The 14,428-nt window shown below is 75.8% G+C and carries 15 protein-coding genes and 2 pseudogenes; 4 read left to right on the top strand and 13 right to left on the bottom strand.

Features of this window, described 5'->3' with window-relative positions:
• Positions 1 to 4: 4 nt before the first annotated feature.
• The 6 genes from ACPXCS_RS27695 to ACPXCS_RS27670 all read right to left on the bottom strand — a co-directional run bounded on the left by ACPXCS_RS27695 (position 5) and on the right by ACPXCS_RS27670 (position 4,295).
• Positions 5 to 1,180 (bottom strand): serine hydrolase domain-containing protein, encoded by a 1,176-nt coding sequence (locus ACPXCS_RS27695; RefSeq protein ID WP_425950587.1) that lies wholly within the window; start codon positions 1,178 to 1,180, stop codon positions 5 to 7.
• Positions 1,177 to 2,094 (bottom strand): DUF6895 family protein, encoded by a 918-nt coding sequence (locus ACPXCS_RS27690; protein WP_425950585.1) that lies wholly within the window; start codon positions 2,092 to 2,094, stop codon positions 1,177 to 1,179. Before ACPXCS_RS27690 ends, ACPXCS_RS27695 begins: the two co-directional genes overlap by 4 nt.
• Positions 2,091 to 2,999 carry a DUF6895 family protein gene (locus ACPXCS_RS27685; RefSeq protein WP_425950583.1) on the bottom strand — a complete coding sequence of 303 codons (909 nt, stop codon included), beginning with the start codon at positions 2,997 to 2,999 and terminating at the stop codon, positions 2,091 to 2,093. Before ACPXCS_RS27685 ends, ACPXCS_RS27690 begins: the two co-directional genes overlap by 4 nt.
• Positions 2,996 to 3,697, bottom strand: coding sequence for a hypothetical protein (locus ACPXCS_RS27680; protein ID WP_425950582.1), 702 nt, complete (start codon positions 3,695 to 3,697; stop codon positions 2,996 to 2,998). The genes ACPXCS_RS27685 and ACPXCS_RS27680 overlap by 4 nt, the downstream gene beginning before the upstream one ends.
• 19 nt (positions 3,698 to 3,716) lie before the next feature.
• Complete coding sequence (locus ACPXCS_RS27675) at positions 3,717 to 3,905, bottom strand: hypothetical protein (protein WP_425950580.1); 189 nt, start codon at positions 3,903 to 3,905, stop codon at positions 3,717 to 3,719.
• A 144-nt stretch (positions 3,906 to 4,049) separates the two neighbouring features.
• Complete coding sequence (locus ACPXCS_RS27670) at positions 4,050 to 4,295, bottom strand: hypothetical protein (RefSeq protein WP_425950579.1); 246 nt, start codon at positions 4,293 to 4,295, stop codon at positions 4,050 to 4,052.
• Positions 4,296 to 4,453: 158 nt separating this feature from the next.
• Between ACPXCS_RS27670 and ACPXCS_RS27665 the strand changes: the two genes are divergently transcribed.
• A complete protein-coding gene (locus tag ACPXCS_RS27665; protein ID WP_425950578.1) occupies positions 4,454 to 5,629 on the top strand; it encodes an amidohydrolase in 1,176 nt (391 codons plus the stop codon).
• 66 nt (positions 5,630 to 5,695) lie between these two features.
• Positions 5,696 to 6,229, top strand: coding sequence for a DoxX family protein (locus ACPXCS_RS27660; protein WP_425950576.1), 534 nt, complete (start codon positions 5,696 to 5,698; stop codon positions 6,227 to 6,229).
• Positions 6,230 to 6,239: 10 nt separating this feature from the next.
• Here ACPXCS_RS27660 and ACPXCS_RS27655 read toward each other — a convergent pair.
• Positions 6,240 to 6,335, bottom strand: a pseudogene (locus tag ACPXCS_RS27655) (thiamine pyrophosphate-dependent enzyme); the annotation flags it as partial.
• A 65-nt stretch (positions 6,336 to 6,400) separates the two neighbouring features.
• Here ACPXCS_RS27655 and ACPXCS_RS27650 point away from each other — a divergent pair.
• Together ACPXCS_RS27650 and ACPXCS_RS27645 are read left to right on the top strand one after the other, a co-directional pair.
• Positions 6,401 to 6,964 carry a hemerythrin domain-containing protein gene (locus ACPXCS_RS27650; RefSeq protein WP_425950574.1) on the top strand — a complete coding sequence of 188 codons (564 nt, stop codon included), beginning with the start codon at positions 6,401 to 6,403 and terminating at the stop codon, positions 6,962 to 6,964.
• 431 nt (positions 6,965 to 7,395) lie between these two features.
• Positions 7,396 to 8,640 carry an MFS transporter gene (locus ACPXCS_RS27645; protein ID WP_425950573.1) on the top strand — a complete coding sequence of 415 codons (1,245 nt, stop codon included), beginning with the start codon at positions 7,396 to 7,398 and terminating at the stop codon, positions 8,638 to 8,640.
• Positions 8,641 to 8,697: 57 nt separating this feature from the next.
• On the opposite strand, the gene rfaE2 is transcribed toward ACPXCS_RS27645, so the two are convergent.
• From rfaE2 to ACPXCS_RS27615, 6 genes and pseudogenes are all read right to left on the bottom strand, one after another.
• A complete protein-coding gene (rfaE2, locus tag ACPXCS_RS27640) occupies positions 8,698 to 10,104 on the bottom strand; it encodes a D-glycero-beta-D-manno-heptose 1-phosphate adenylyltransferase (protein ID WP_425950571.1) in 1,407 nt (468 codons plus the stop codon).
• Positions 10,101 to 10,736: a D-sedoheptulose-7-phosphate isomerase gene (locus ACPXCS_RS27635; protein WP_425950569.1), complete on the bottom strand. Its 636-nt coding sequence runs from the start codon at positions 10,734 to 10,736 to the stop codon at positions 10,101 to 10,103. The genes rfaE2 and ACPXCS_RS27635 overlap by 4 nt, the downstream gene beginning before the upstream one ends.
• A 72-nt stretch (positions 10,737 to 10,808) precedes the next feature.
• Positions 10,809 to 12,086, bottom strand: coding sequence for a glycosyltransferase (locus tag ACPXCS_RS27630; RefSeq protein ID WP_425950567.1), 1,278 nt, complete (start codon positions 12,084 to 12,086; stop codon positions 10,809 to 10,811).
• A complete protein-coding gene (locus ACPXCS_RS27625; protein WP_425950565.1) occupies positions 12,083 to 13,048 on the bottom strand; it encodes a glycosyltransferase in 966 nt (321 codons plus the stop codon). The genes ACPXCS_RS27630 and ACPXCS_RS27625 overlap by 4 nt, the downstream gene beginning before the upstream one ends.
• Positions 13,045 to 14,118, bottom strand: a complete 1,074-nt coding sequence (locus ACPXCS_RS27620) for a glycosyltransferase family 9 protein (protein WP_425950563.1) — start codon at positions 14,116 to 14,118, stop codon at positions 13,045 to 13,047. Before ACPXCS_RS27620 ends, ACPXCS_RS27625 begins: the two co-directional genes overlap by 4 nt.
• A pseudogene (locus tag ACPXCS_RS27615) lies at positions 14,115 to 14,428 on the bottom strand (hypothetical protein); the annotation flags it as partial. The pseudogene ACPXCS_RS27615 and the gene ACPXCS_RS27620, both read right to left, overlap by 4 nt.

Raw genomic sequence — 14,428 nt, 5'->3', positions numbered from 1 at the left:
GGGGTCAGGGCTGTCCGGTGCCGGCGCGGTCCGTGCCGCCGGCGCCGGCCGGGCCCGGCGGCTCCTCGGCGAGCAGCGCGTACGCGGTGGCCACGAACGGGTCGTGGGCGCGGAAGCGGCGGGTGCACACGGCGGCCAGGGCCGTGCCGGTGTCGGGGCGGAAGCCGAGGAACGCCTGCTGGCCGAGGGTCGCGCCGCTGTGGAAGTACATCGGCCCGCCGTCGGTGGGGTGACGGAACCAGGCGATGGTGTGCTCGTGCCGGTGGGTGAGGCCGCGGCGCAGCACCGGGACGCGCACCGCGCGCAGCGCGGGGGCCAGGGCGGCGGGTCCCGCGGCCGGGTCCAGGTGGGCTTCCAGGAAGGTGAGCAGGTCGTGCGGGGTGGCGCGTACGGCGCCCGCGGCCTGGAAGCCGCCGGCGTCGAAGGCGGGCACGGGGGACACACCGTCCTTGCCGTGCCCGGGGGCGTCGTGGCCCGGGGTGTGCGGCCGCAGGGCCGTGCCGGTCAGGCCGAGCGGGCGCAGGATCCGCTCCGTGAGCAGGTCCTCCCAGGGGGTGCCGGTCGCGGCGGCCAGGGCGTGGCCGAGCACGGCGACGCCGAAGTTGGAGTAGGACCAGCGGGTGCCGGGCCGGCGGCGGGTCCGGTGGCGCAGGAAGGCGTCGACGACCCGGTCGGCCGGGAAACGGGCGTAGGGGTTGGTGTGCCAGGCGGGCAGGCCCCGCAGGTGGAAGCCGGCCGGCAGGGCTGGCAGGCCGGACGTGTGCGTGATCAGGTGGGCCAGCGTCACGGGGGCCGCCCCGGCGGGCCGTGAGCCGCCCAGGAGGGCGCCGGCCGGTTCCCCGCCGGTGAGTGCGCCGGCGTGGATGAGGTCGGCCAGCAGCAGTCCGGTGAACGTCTTGGTGGCCGAGCCGATCTCGTAGCGCAGGTCCTCGCGGGGCAGCGGCGGGGCCGGGGCGGTGCCGCCGGTGCGCAGGGTGCGGCGGCCGCGGCGTGAGACGGCGAAGACGACGTCGGGCGCGTCGGAGGCGGCGACGGCGTCCGCGAGCAGGTCGTCGTCGGACGGCGGGACCGGCGGGCCGGCGGGCCGGTTGGCCGGTCCCGGCGGGATGTCGGGAGCGGGCCGCCGCTCCGCCTCGTCGAGCGGGGTGCCCGGCCACAGGGCGGGCCCGGGAGCCGTCATGAGGCCTGGGCCAGTTCGGACAGAGCCCGGGACGTGGCCAGGACCGAGGCGAACGCGGCGACCAGGGTGGAGTGGTAGACGACGTCGAAGACCTCGTCGGGCTCGCCCTCGGGCATCGTGCGGATCGCCGGCATGGCTCCGTCCGGCTGCTGCGCGGCGGCGAAGGCCCGCCAGGCGCGTTCGTCGAGGGTGGGGCGGGGCAGGCAGGCGTCGACGACGAGCAGTTCGCCGAGCAGGTCCCAGCGCTCCAGGTCCAGCCAGTCGTCGATCCAGACCGGCAGCCAGGTGGCGAGGTAGTCGGCGATGTCCGGCGGCAGGCCGCCCGGGTTCTCGCCCCAGTCGGTGAGGTGGAACACCGTGTGGGTGATGTCGTAGCCGATGTGGCCCTCGACGGTCCAGGGTTCCGGGGTGCGGGCCAGCCAGGTCCGGCCCACCAGGTCGGCCTCGGGCGGGCGGGGTGTCAGGCCGAAGCGGCGCTGGAACGCGGACAGGCCCAGGCGCCGCGTCGGGGTGACCTCGAACGAGAGCCAGCTGTCCAGCCGGTGGTTCAGCACGGCGGCCCGCTCCACCTCCGGGTGGCTGTAACCCAGTTCCTTGAACGGCAGGTACACCTCGAAGGGGATGGGCGAGATGGGCTCCGTGCGCTGTGCGCGCACCAGCATGGCGCCGCCGTCGAGGGTGTCGCGCCAGGCGTGGTCGAGGAGTCTGCGGGCCAGCTCGGCCTGGCGTGAGCCGGCCACTCCCTCGCGGAACAGCACCTTGCAGATGAGGGCGAGTTCACCGACGGGTTTGAAGCGCTCCAGGAAGCCGATCTCGGGGTCGACGTCGGGTTCCAGCCGGAAGCCGTACCGGTGGGCCCACAGCCAGTCGATGGCGCCCACGCCGACGGTGTGGATCAGGCGGGTGTCGGTCATACCGGTACTCCTTGTCCGGCCGTCAGGGCCGCCGCGAAGGCCGCCATGAGGGTGGAGTGGTAGTGCTGCGCGAAGTACGGGCCGGGTCCGCCCGCGTCCCCCTCCTCGGGGAGCGCGCCCGAGGCGTCCCGCGCCGCGGCGATCCGCTCCCACGCGTCGTCCGGGACGGTGTCGCCGGGCAACCCGGGCACGCTCGCGGCCACGGCCAGCAGCTCGCAGGCGAGGTCCCACATCCGCGCGTCCAGGCAGGTGTCGATCCAGGGCGGCAGCCAGTGGGCGAGGTAGGCGGCGAGGTCGCCGGGGACCTGCCCGTCGGCGCGTCCCCAGTCGGTGAGGTGGAAGACCACGTGGGTGAGCGCGTATCCGGCGGCGCGTTCGAAGGTCCAGGGTTCCGGCAGCCCGCCCAGCCAGGTGCGGCGCAGCGCCGGTTCGCGGGGCTCGTCCCGGTGGATGCCGCCGTGTTCCTCGGCCATGAGGACGCCGAGGCGGCGGGTCGGTTCCTGCTCGGTCAGGCGCCAGCCGCGGGTCCGGGCGACCGTGGCGGCGGCGGCTTCGTAGGCGGGGTGCCTGAGTCCGGCCGCGGCCAGGGCGGCGTAGACCTCCAGCGGGTAGGTGGCGAACGGTTCCAGCCGTTGCAGCTGCAGGAACAGTTCGCCTTCGCCGGTCTGCCGCCAGGCGAACGCGAGCAGGTCGGCGGCCTGGGTGTGCAGGGGGTCGTCGGGGGGTGTGCGCCGGGTGACGGTCGCGCAGACCTGGGCCAGTTCGCCGAGCGGTTTCCAGCTGCGGTTCACCTGGCCGTCGGCGGCCAGCGCGTCCTCGCCGAGCGCGAAGTCCGCGCGGTGGCCGGACGCCCAGGCCAGGGCCGCGCCCGCCACCTCACGGACCTCCCGGGCCGGTGCCGTCACACCGGCACTCCGGCGCGCAGCAGGCGTGCCGCCCGCACCTGGAGTTCCACCTGCGGGTCCTGGCCGCCCATCAGTTCCACGAAGTCCAGGCCCGCTTCCAGGCCCAGCGTCGCGGGGACGCCGTCCAGCAGGGTGAGCCAGCGGCCGGCTCCGGCCGCCTGCCGCCAGTCGCGGCGGCGCACGGCCCGTACGAATCCCCGGGCGACGTCGACGGGACGGCGTCCGGCCGCGCGGGTCACGGCGCACTCCTCGCCGGGCAGGGCGAGGGGGGCCAGCACCGCGAGTTGATGGGTCAGCGTCTGCCAGCTCGCGCCGTCGAGCCAGTCGGCGCCGGGTTCCTCCTCGCCGGAGCCGGAGGCGGCGGAGGGCGGGTCGAGCCGCCGCAGGGTGCGTGCCATGGCCCAGTGGCTCCACAGCACGGTGGGGGCCGCGTCGGCGCGAGGCGGGAAGGACTCCACGGCCTTGCGGAACACGGCGAGTTCGTCGGGGTCGGGTGGGGTGTCCAGCAGGACGGACGGCAGCAGCGCGTCGGATCCGAGCACGCGTACGGCCGCCAATGCGATGCCTCCGGCGTCCGAGTCGACCACCCGGGGGGTGGCCGCTCGCGCGTGGTCTCCGCCCCGGAGGGCGGAGACCACACTGGAGGCGAGGTCCTGCACCGCGCCCGTCAAGAGGGTCGAAGTGCCTGACTGCTCCATGGACTGCTCCCGTCGATCACTAGCCCTTCTTCGGGCGCGGGGTCGGCGGCGACAGCAGGAGCTTGCCACTGCCGCCGGACAGCGCCAGTGCTGCGCACTCGCGGCTGTCACGGTAGACGCCGTCCAGTTCGGCCGGGTCGAGTGCCGCCTCGATGTCGACGCTCGGCACACCGGTCACTTCCTTGATGACCTTTTCGTTGGAAGGCATAGCACCATCTCCTTGAGCTGAGCGAGTACCTTCACCATTCGGATCTCCGGAATCGGACAAAGCATGCCAAATTTCTCAGAATTCACTTCAGTAACATTTTCAACATCTCATCCCTGAGGGGTCGCGTCCGGCCCTCGGAGGCGATCACCTCGCCGGGTGCCACCACCGGCACGCCCGGCGGGTAGGGGCTGGCTCGGGGAGCCGGAACGGCGGGCGCGGTCCGATGTCGTCGGCGTGGGCGATGAGCGCGCGCAGGGCGTCCACCAGCGCCCGCTCGGTTTCGTCGTCGTCCGCGTGCGTGATCGAGGCGCTGATACGGCTGCTGCCCGAACCACCGACGTCCACGTGCCGGTGCTCGCGCAACCACTCGGCCGCCTTACCGTGTTGCACCGCGGCACCGTGCGAAATGCGCCGGGTGGTGTCACCGCTGCGCTCGGTGAAACCCGAGCCGGAACCGAAGCGGACGGCGCAGCGCACCGGGCCGGTGCGCCGGACGGAACGGGCACCGGCCCGCGCCGACGCCGCCGCCCCGATGCCGAGGAGGGACCGTGGTCCTGATCCGCGACGACGTACACCTCGCCCTGCGCGAGGAGGTGGCCGCGCGGGCCGACGCGCTGTGGGGCGTGGCCCTGCGGCTGCACGCCGACCCCGAGTACGCCTTCGCCGAACACCGGGCGGCGGCGCTGCTGTCGGGCGAGCTGGAGCGCGCCGGGTTCGCCGTCGAACGCGGCGTGGCCGGGATGCCGACCGCGTTCACCGGGCGCCTCGGCCGGGGCCGGCCCACCGTGGCGCTGCTGATGGAGTACGACGCCCTGCCCGGCCTCGGCCACGCGTGCGGCCACAACCTCATCGCGGCGGCCGGCCTGGGGGCCGCGCTGGCGCTGGGCGCCGTGCACGGGCCGGCCGGCGGTTCGGTGCTCGCGGTCGGCACGCCCGCCGAGGAGGGCGGCGGCGGCAAGGCCCTGGAGGTGGAGGCCGGGCTCTTCGACGACGTCGACGCCGCGCTGATGTTCCACCCGGGCGTGCACAGCTGGACGCGGGCGCCGCTGACGGCGCAGGTGCAGTACCGGGTGGCCTTCCACGGCCGGGCCGCGCACCCCACCGGCAACCCGACCGAGGGCATCGACGCGCTCGCGGCCCTGGTGGAGCTGTTCAACGTGCTGGCCGTGCTGGGGCGGCGGCTGCCGGAGGGCTCGCACGTGCAGGGCATCGTCACCCACGGCGGGACGGCGACGAACATCGTCCCGGAGTACGCAGAGGGCCTGTTCGGCCTGCGCGCGGCGACGATCGGGGCGCTGGAGGAGCTCACCGGGCGACTGCGGGTCTGCGCCGACGGTGTGGCCCGGGCCACGGGCACCACCTGCGAGGTGGAGCGGGCGACCGTGCGCTACGAGCACTTCCGGGACAGCGAGGTGCTCTCCGAGCGGTTCGCCGCCCATCTGGCCCGGGCCGGGATCCCGTCGTCCCCGCCGGCGCCGGGCGTGTACCTGGGCTCGTCCGACATCGGGAACGTCAGCGCCCGGGTGCCCGCCATCCACCCCTTCGTCGCGATCACCGCGGAGGACGACTCGGACCACACCCCGGAGTTCGCCGCGGCGGCCGCCTCGCCCCGGGCCCGGGAGGTGCTGTTCGCCGCCGCCGAGGCGCTCGCCTGCACCGCCGCCGACGTCCTGCTGTCGCGGGAGCTGCGCGAGGAGGCGTGGGCGCGGCACCGGGCGGGGTGAGTGGTTCGACCCCTGCCGGGGAACCCGACGGGGACACCGGACCCCACCGACACCCTGGAGAGGGCCATGAGTCTGTTGCGTGTGCTCGGCCGCCCCATGCTCGCCTCGATGTTCCTCACGGGCGGCATCAACTCCGTCCGCGAACCGAAACAGGTCGCCGACGCCGCCGAACCTGTCGTGCGACCCGTCACCGAACGCTTCTCGGCCCTGCCCGACCGCACCGAGCAGGTCGTACGGCTCAACGGCGCCGTACAGGTCGTGGCGGGGCTCATGCTGGCCACGGGACGCATGCCCCGCCCGGCCGCGCTGGCCATCGCGGCCACGCTGGTGCCCACCACGCTCGCCGGGCACCGCTTCTGGGAGGCGAAGGACCCCGAGGAGCGGGCCCAGCAGCGCATCCACTTCTTCAAGAACATGTCCATGCTGGGCGGACTGCTGATCGCCGCCGACGACACCGGTTCCCGCCCCTCCCTGCTGTGGCGCGGCTCGCACGCCGCGCGTGGCGTCCGCCGGGACGCGAGCCTGGTGCGGCGTTCCGTCCGGGCCACCGCGCGCCCGGCCGCCGCAGCCGGCCGGGTCCGGGCCAAGCTGCCCGCCTGAGCGGTGCGGCGTAGATCCGGTTGTTGAACAGCAGGATCTTCAGGTTGACGTTGCGGCGCAGCGCGTGGATCAGGTGGTTGCCGCCGATGGACAGCGCGTCGCCGTCGGACCCGCCACGACCACGCGTCAGCCCCGCAGGGCCGGGGGACCCGACGGCTGGAGGTGAAGGACATGGGACACGGAGGAAACGTCATCGACGAGCTGGTGGCCGATCACCGCGAGGTCGAGGAGATGTTCGGCAGGATCGAGGCGCTGCCGTCCGGTCACCAGGACCGCAAGGTGTACGCCGAGCAGGTCACCATGGAGCTGGTCCGGCACTCGGTGGCCGAGGAGGCCTACCTCTACCCGGCCGTGCGCGAGCACGTGGCGGGCGGGGACGCCCTCGCCGACCAGGAGCTCAAGGACCACGCCACGGCCGAGCAGATCATGAAGGACCTGGAGGGCTGCGACGCCGGCGACGCCGACTTCGACCGGCTCGTCGGCATGCTGATGAGCGAGATCCGCTCGCACGTCGCCGACGAGGAGGGCAACCTCTTCCCGCGGCTGCGCCAGGCCTGCCCGATGGACACGCTGAACGAGCTCGGCGAGAAGGTCCGCAAGGCGAAGAAGACCGCCCCGACCCGGCCGCACCCGGCCGCCCCCGACAAGCCTCCGGCGAACAAGCTGCTGGCTCCGGGCACCGGCATGGTCGACCGGCTGCGCGACGCGCTGTCCGGACGCGGCAAGTTCGAGTGACGCGGCCGCCGCCGCGCGCGAAGGAAGGGCCCGTCGCCCCGGCGACGGGCCCTTTCCTGTCCCCTGTCGTCCGTTCCGGCGCCGGGGTCGCTGTGGCCGCCGTCACCTGCGGCGGGCCCGGGCGAGGCCATGATCGACAGCTGTGATCAACCCCACTCACGGGCCCAAATGCGCGGCGCGTGAGGGGCTTTGGGGTGGGCCGGGCGGTGGAGGAGAAACGCACGGAGACGGCTCGGGGAACCGCTCTGTCACGATGGTCGGCGCCGTGACCCGGCGAGGGCAGCCACCGCGCAGCGCAGCCGGTGACTCTCGCTTCCCTCGTCCCCTCCTGCTGAGTCCCCGACTCGTCTTGCGAGTACCGCACTGTGTCTTCGTCCTCCCCTGCCCAGCCCGTCTCACGTTCGCCCTGGCGCGCGCTGCGGTACCGCAGCATGCGCTGGTGGTCCGTCGCCAACTTCGTGTCGAACGCCGGCACGTGGATGCAGCTCACCGTGCAGAACCTGCTGGTCCTGCAGATCACCGGGTCCGCCGCGGCGACCGGGCTGTCCATGTCCGTGCAGGCGGCGCCCGCCCTGCTGATGAGCGTGCTGGGCGGGGCCGCCGTCGACCGGTGGCCCCGCAAGGTGACGGCCGCCGTCAGCCAGGGGCTGCTCGGCCTGATCGCCTTCACGACGGCCGTCCTGGTGGCGCTGGACCGGCTGGACATGACCTCGCTGCTGGTGCTGGCCGCCGTCACGGGTGTCGTCGCGACCGTCGACAACCCCGCGTGCGCGCTGCTCGGCAACGACCTCGTCCCGGCGGAGGACGTGCCCTCGGCCATCGGGGTCGGGGCGCTGGTGCACCAGGCGGGCCGGCTCGTGGGAGCGGCTCTCGCCGGGGTGGCGGTCGGGTTCCTCGGCACGTCCGCCGCGTACTTCGCGAACGGGGTGTCGTTCCTGTTCGTGGCCTCGGTCATCCCCTTCCTGCGCCCCGCGGCCGGGGCGGTGCGGCACGAGGTCGCGAAGCGGGAGGAGGGCGGCGGCTCGGAGATGACCGTGCGGGAGGGGCTGGCCTTCTTCGCGCGCCGGCCGCGCCTGATGGCGCTGGCCGGGGTCACCGGGATCAGCGCGGTGTTCGGGCGCAACTACGGACTCACCCTGGCGGTGCTCGTCACCGGGCCGCTCGCGGGAGGTGCCGGCGCCTTCGGCACGGTGTCGACGGTGCTCGCGATCGGCGGCATCCTCGGCGCGGTGCTCGGGGCCCGGCTGCGCCGCCCGTCGGTGCGGCTGGTGGGCGCGCTGGCGGCGGCCGGAGGGCTGCTCCAGGTGCTGGCGGGCCTGTCCCCGTCCCTGGTGGTGCTGATCGCGCTGGTGCTGCCGATGGCCGTGGTGGAGTCCGTCTCCGACACGGCGGGTACGGCCGTCCTGCAGACCGACCCGCCCGCCCACCTGCGGGGCCGGGTGCTGGGCGTGTGGGGCAGCATCGGCACCGTGTGGGGCCTGGGCGGCCCGCCGGCGCTCGGCCTGCTGATGGAGGTGGCCGGGGCCCGCGGCGCCCTCGTCACCGGCGGACTGCTCATCGCGGGCGCGATCGGAACGGGCCACCTGCTGCGCCGACGCGGCGCCCCGGCACCGGTGATGCTCCGCACGGGCGAGAACGAGACACCGGGGCAGCCGGCGTTGAGCACGGCCGCGTGAGACGCCTCGGCCCGGCCTGGCGAGGACCCCGGCCGGGCCGGGCCCGGCGTGGCGTGGTCACGAATCCGGTCGGTGCAGGGAGCCCACCGCCGCCTTCGCCGCTCTGCGGGTCAGCAGGGTCGTTGAGCGGCCGTCCAGGTAGGGCAGGACCACGGCCTGGCCGCCCCAGGTGCGCAGGGTCCGGGCCTCCGGGAGGTCCTGGACGGAGTAGTCGCCGCCCTTGACCCAGACGTCCGGCCTGAGCCGGGCCAGGACCGCCTCGGGGGTGTCCTCCTCGAAGACCACCACCGCGTCCACACTGCCGAGCGCGGCGAGGACGCGGGCCCGGTCCGCCGCCGGGTTGAGCGGGCGGCCCGGGCCCTTGCGGCGGGTGACGGAGGCGTCGGAGTTCAGGCACACGATGAGGCAGTCCCCGATGCGCCGGGCGCTCTCCAGCAGCCCGACGTGACCGGCGTGCACCAGGTCGAAGCAGCCGCCGGTGGCGACCACCGTGCCACCGCGCGCCCGCACGCTCTCCGCGAGGGCGAACGCGTCGGTCGCGGACTCGTCCGCCGGTCCCGGCGCCGGTTCGGTGCGCCACAGGTCCGGGTTGCCGGCGCCGCCCGCCGCGACGAACGCGGCCGCCTCGGCGACGGCCCGCTGCAGGGCCTCCTCGGGCAGCAGTCCGTCGGCGAGGGCGGCGGTCGTCGTCGCCGCGAAGCAGTCCCCCGCTCCGCACGGGTCCCCGGCGGCCCGGTACGGCACCGGGACCAGCATCGGCGTACCGGATCCGGGCCTCGCCAGCAGCACCCCGCGCTCGCCGAGCGTGACGGCCACGCCCGCCGCGCGCCACCGCTCCGCGAGCCGCGCGGCCCGTTCGGCGTACGCGCCCAGGGTCGTCTCCCCGGCGCCCGGGTGCAGTGCGCGGGCCTCCGCCGCGTTGGGCGTGACCAGGCGGGCCCCGGGCACCGGCGGGTCGCCCTTGGGGTGCGGGTCCCACACCAGCGGGGTGCGCCGGGCAACGTCCTCCAGGTACGGCCGCAGGGCGCCCGCGGTGTGGCGGCCGTAGTCGGCCACGAGGATCGCGTGGGCGCCGGACAGGGCCCGGCGGACCTCCTCGTCGGGTTCGCCGGGGGTGCCGCCGCCCCGGTCGATGCGGACGACGGGCCGGCCGCCCGCGAGGACGCGGGTCTTCACGGGCAGGGTGCCGTTCAGCGGGATCTCCAGCAGCCGGACCCGGCCGCGCAGGTCCCGGCGTACGGCCTCGCTGGCGTCGTCGTCGCCGAGCGCGGTCACCAGGACGACGTCCCGGCCGCCCCGGGCCGCGAGGGCGGCGGCCAGTCCGGCTCCGCCCGGGTGACGCCGGTCGGCGGTGACGTCGACGACGGGCGCGGGGGCGTCGGGCGCGAGCCGGGTGGAGACGCCTTCGATGTCCTCGTCGAGGAGGACGTCCCCGACGACCGCGATGGGCTGCGGGCCGGTCATGAGGCACTCCCCCGGGTCAGGACGGTGCGCCGCGCGAGGGGCGTGGCCGCGGCCGTGTCGAAGCACTCGCACAGCAGGTGGACGGCGACGAGGTGGGTCTCCTGGACGTTGGCGGTGCTCTCCGCGTCCACGCAGAGGGCTTCGTCGGCGGCCTCCGCCAGCGGGTTCGGGCCGCGCCCGGTCAGCGCCCAGACCTGCAGTCCGGCCTGCCTCGCGGTCACGGCGGCCGCGACGAGGTTGGCGCTGCGGCCCGAGGTGGACAGCAGCATCAGGACGTCGCCGGGGCGGCCGTGGGCGGTGACCTGCCGGGCGTAGACGTGGTCGAAGCCGTAGTCGTTGCCGATGGCGGTCATGCTGGAGGTCTCGGCGTGCAGGGCGAGCGCGGAATAGGCGCGGCGTTCCCTGCGGTAGCGGCCGACGAGCTCGGCGGTGAGGTGCTGGGCCTGGGCGGCGCTGCCGCCGTTGCCGGCGGCGAGCAGCCGGCCGCCGTCGGTGAGGACGCCGGCGAGCCGGGCGCCCCAGTCCACGATCCGGTCCAGACCGTGCCGGCGGAACCGGCCGAGGGCCTCCTCCAGTGACTCGCAGTGCAGACGCGCGGCGTCGAGGGCGGGGTGCGCGGAGAGTTCGCTCATGCGGATCGGGCGTGCCGCCGGGAGACGGCGGCGGGCCCACACCTCCTTCGGAGTCGGGGCGGGCGGGCCGGTTCAGCCGGCGCCGGTCGCGGCGGGCTCGGCGTCGAGGACCTCGCAGTAGGCCGCCTCGGTGGCGGCGGCGACCCGGTCCCAGCCGTAGCGGCTCAGCACCCGGCGGCGGCCGGCCGCGCCGCACGCGGCGCGGGCCGCCGGGTCGGCGAGCAGAGCGGCCACGGCCCGGGCCAGTGCCTCGGGGTCGCGGGGCGGCACCAGCCGTCCGGTGCCGGGGTCGGCGACGGTGTCCAGCTGTCCGCCGACGGCGCTGGCCACGACCGGCACGCCGCAGGCCATGGCCTCCAGCGGGACGATGCCGAAGGGCTCGTAGTCGGCGGGGCAGACCACCACGTCGGCGGAGCGCAGCAGCGACGGGACGTCCTCGCTGGGCACGGCGCCGGTGAAGCGGACCCGGTCGGCGACGCCCGCCTCGCGGGCGATGCCGCGCAGCCGGCGCACCTCCGGGTCCTCGTCGAGCCGGTCGGCGGGCGGTCCGCCGACCACGACGAGTTCGGTGCCGGGCAGCTCGGCCAGGGCGGCGACGGTGACCGCCGCGCCTTTGCGCGGCACGAGCCGGCCCAGCTGGAGCAGCCGGTGCGGGTACGGTCCGCGGGGCGCGGCCGGGCCCTTCGGGGTGAACCGGTCGGGGTCGACGCCGCAGGGCACGACGGCGACCTTGTGCGCGGGTATGCCCATGCGGGCCAGTTCGACGGCCTCGTCCCGGCAGGTCGCGACGACGCGGTCGCAGCCCAGGCCGATCTCGATCTCGCCGGGGATCCGTTCCGGCGGGCTGGTGTCGGCGAGCTGCTGGTGCCGTTTCTTCACCGTGCCGAGGGCGTGGTACGTGTGCAGCAGCGGCAGCCCCCGGGCGCGGGTGGCGCGCAGGGCGGCCAGACCGGACATCCAGTAGTGCGCGTGGACGAGGTCCGGGGCGCGGGTGCGCCAGGCGCGGGTCAGGTACCGGCCGAACTCGCCCATGTGCGGCAGCAGGGCGTCCTTGGGGAGGGGTTCGGCCGGCCCGGCGGGCACGTGGTGCACCTCGACGCCGTCGCGCAGCGGCACGCGCGTGGGCAGGTCGGGCGCGTCGCGCCGGGTGTACACGGTGACGCGGTGGCCGCGGTCGGCGAGGGCTCCGGCGAGGCAGGCGACGTGCACGTTCTGCCCGCCTGCGTCGACCCCGCCGAGGGCGGCGAGGGGGCTCGCGTGCTCGGAGACGAGCGCGATGTCGAGGACGCCCGGATCGCGCGCGTCGCCGCCGAGCGGCCCGGCCGGGAAGGGGGTGAGGGACGGGGTCATGAGCACACCTCCGTGATCAGGCGCTCCCAGTCGGCCAGGAAGCGCTTGAGCCCGTAGCGTTCGAGGGCCGCCTGCCGGGCCCTGCCGCCGTCGGCCGCCGCGGCCTCGGGTTCGTGCAGGTAGTGGCGGGCGGCGCGGGCCAGGACGTCGGGCCGGGTGGAGAGGGTGCCCGCGCCCGGCGGGACGGCCTCGACCGCCTCGGTGGTGGCGAGCGCCAGCACCGGCATCCCCAGGTGCATGGCCTCCAGCAGGGACAGGCCGAGGGAGGTCCAGCGCACCGGGTGCAGGTACATGCGGCGTTCCGCCATGGCCGGGTGCAGTTCGCCCTGCGGCAGGTCGGCCGTGCGGCACTGCTCGGGCGGCAGGCCGAGGTGCCCGGCCAGTCCCTCGGTGCCCATGCCGAACACGTCCAGCGGCACCGCGTCGGCCAGCGCGGGCAGCAGGTCGGTACCGGTGTACCGGGCGCGGCGCACGGGTTCGTTGACGACGACGGCGGCCCGGGCGAGGCGGCCGGTGTAGCGGTGGCCCGGGTCGACGATGCCGTGTTCGATCACCGTGGTGCGGGTGGTTCCGCAGTCCCAGAACAGCCGGTTGAAGTGGGTGACGTGCACGAGGGTCAGATCGGCGCGGTCGGCGCACGGGTGCCGGGTGTCCGGTACGTCGCCGTCGGGCGCGTTGTGCTCCAGGTACACGGCGGGCACGTCACGGCCGGGACGGCGGCCGCCGAGCCAGCGCTCGGCCAGCTCCGCCTCGTGCGGGCGCTGCAGGAGCACCAGGTCGACGGGCGTGTCGCGGAGTTCCTCGGGTGTGACCTCGCGCACCGAGGCGGGCCAGGAGAAGGTGCGGGCCCGGCCGAGGCCGTCCGGGTCGCGGCCCGGTGTGACGGGGACGAGGTAGGTGTGCGGTCCCTGCACGAACGCGGTCGTCCAGGAGCCGTGCACGTGCCACAGCAGGATGTTCATACGGTCGCTCCTCGCTCCGTCGGTTCTCCCTGGTCGGCCCGGTCGTCCGTGAGGGCCGCCACGGCGGCGAGCACCTCGGCGTCGCCGATGCCGTCCAGGCAGGGGTGTCCGGGTACCGGGCAGTGCCGTGCCCTGGTGTCCGCGCACGCGGCGTGCCGGTCGCCGAGCAGGATGTGCGGGACGCCGTGGGGGGCCCACCGCTCGGCGGGTACGACCGGTGCGAAGAGGCTGACGACGGGGGTGCCGACAGCGGCGGCGAGATGCGCCGGGCCGGTGTTCCCGGCGACCACGGCCCGGGCTCCGGCGAGTACGCCGGCCAGGTGCGGCAGGTCGGTGGCGCCGCCGAGGTCCAGGGCGTGGCGGCCGGCGACGCGGGCGGTCAGTTCGCGCTCGGCGCGCCCGCCGGTGACGACGACCCGGTAGCCCGCGGCGGACAGCGCGGCCACGGCCCGCGCCGCCCGGGCGGGGCTCCAGGCCCGGGCGGGCACGGCGGCGCCCGGATGGACCACGACGTACGGGCCGGGCCCGGTGAGGTGGGCCGTGCGGGGCGGCGGGGTGACGCGCAGCCGCCCGTCGTCCCCGGGCGGCAGGGCGAAGCCCGCGGCGCGGGCGAGGTCGAGGGCGGCCAGGGCCTCGTGGCGGTGCGGCAGTCTGGCGTGCCGCAGGTCCAGCAGTGCGCCCGGGTAGTCCTCGCTGTCGGCGGCGACGCGGGTGACTCCGGCCAGTTTCAGCAGCAGGGCGACCGGCAGCGGGCTCTGGTGGTACGACACCAGCACCAGCGCCCGGTCGAAGCGGCCCGCGACGAGCCTCGCCATCAGCCGCCGGGTGGCCGCACGCGTCACCGGCGGGGGTTCGAGCCCGACCCAGGGGGCGTCGTACGTCAGTACGTCGTCCACGCCGGGCAGCATCCGCCCGGCGGCCGCGCCCTGCGGTCCGCACAGCAGCGCGGTGTACGAGGACCCGGCCGCGACGGCCCGTACGGCGGGCCCCGCCAGCAGCACGTCCCCGGCGCTGTCCAGCCGCACGACGAGGGTGCGGGGCGGGCGGCGGCGGGAGCGGAACGGATTCATCGCGGACCTCCCGCGGACAGGGTCCGCCAGGGGCCCCGCACATCCGGCCGCAGCCCGGCCGAGCACACCAGCCGATGCCCGGCCCACCCGCCCGACGACGGCACCCGGTACCCGGCGCGCCCGTCCGGACCAGGCCTCGCCGACGGCGGCAGCCGGTGTCCCGCCCGCACGTCCGGGCCGGGGCCCGCCGACAGCGGCAGCCGGTAGCCCGCGTGCCCGTCCGAACCGGGCCACGCCGACGGCGGCAGCCGGTGTCCCGCCCGCACGTCCGGGCCGGGGCCCGCCGACAGCGGCAGCCGGTAGCCCGCGT

It is taken from the genome of Streptomyces sp. DT190 (assembly GCF_049846985.1).
Taxonomy (GTDB): domain Bacteria; phylum Actinomycetota; class Actinomycetes; order Streptomycetales; family Streptomycetaceae; genus Streptomyces.
The sequence above is the reverse complement of the archived record's forward strand: the minus strand, read 5'-3'. Positions and strand labels throughout refer to the sequence as shown.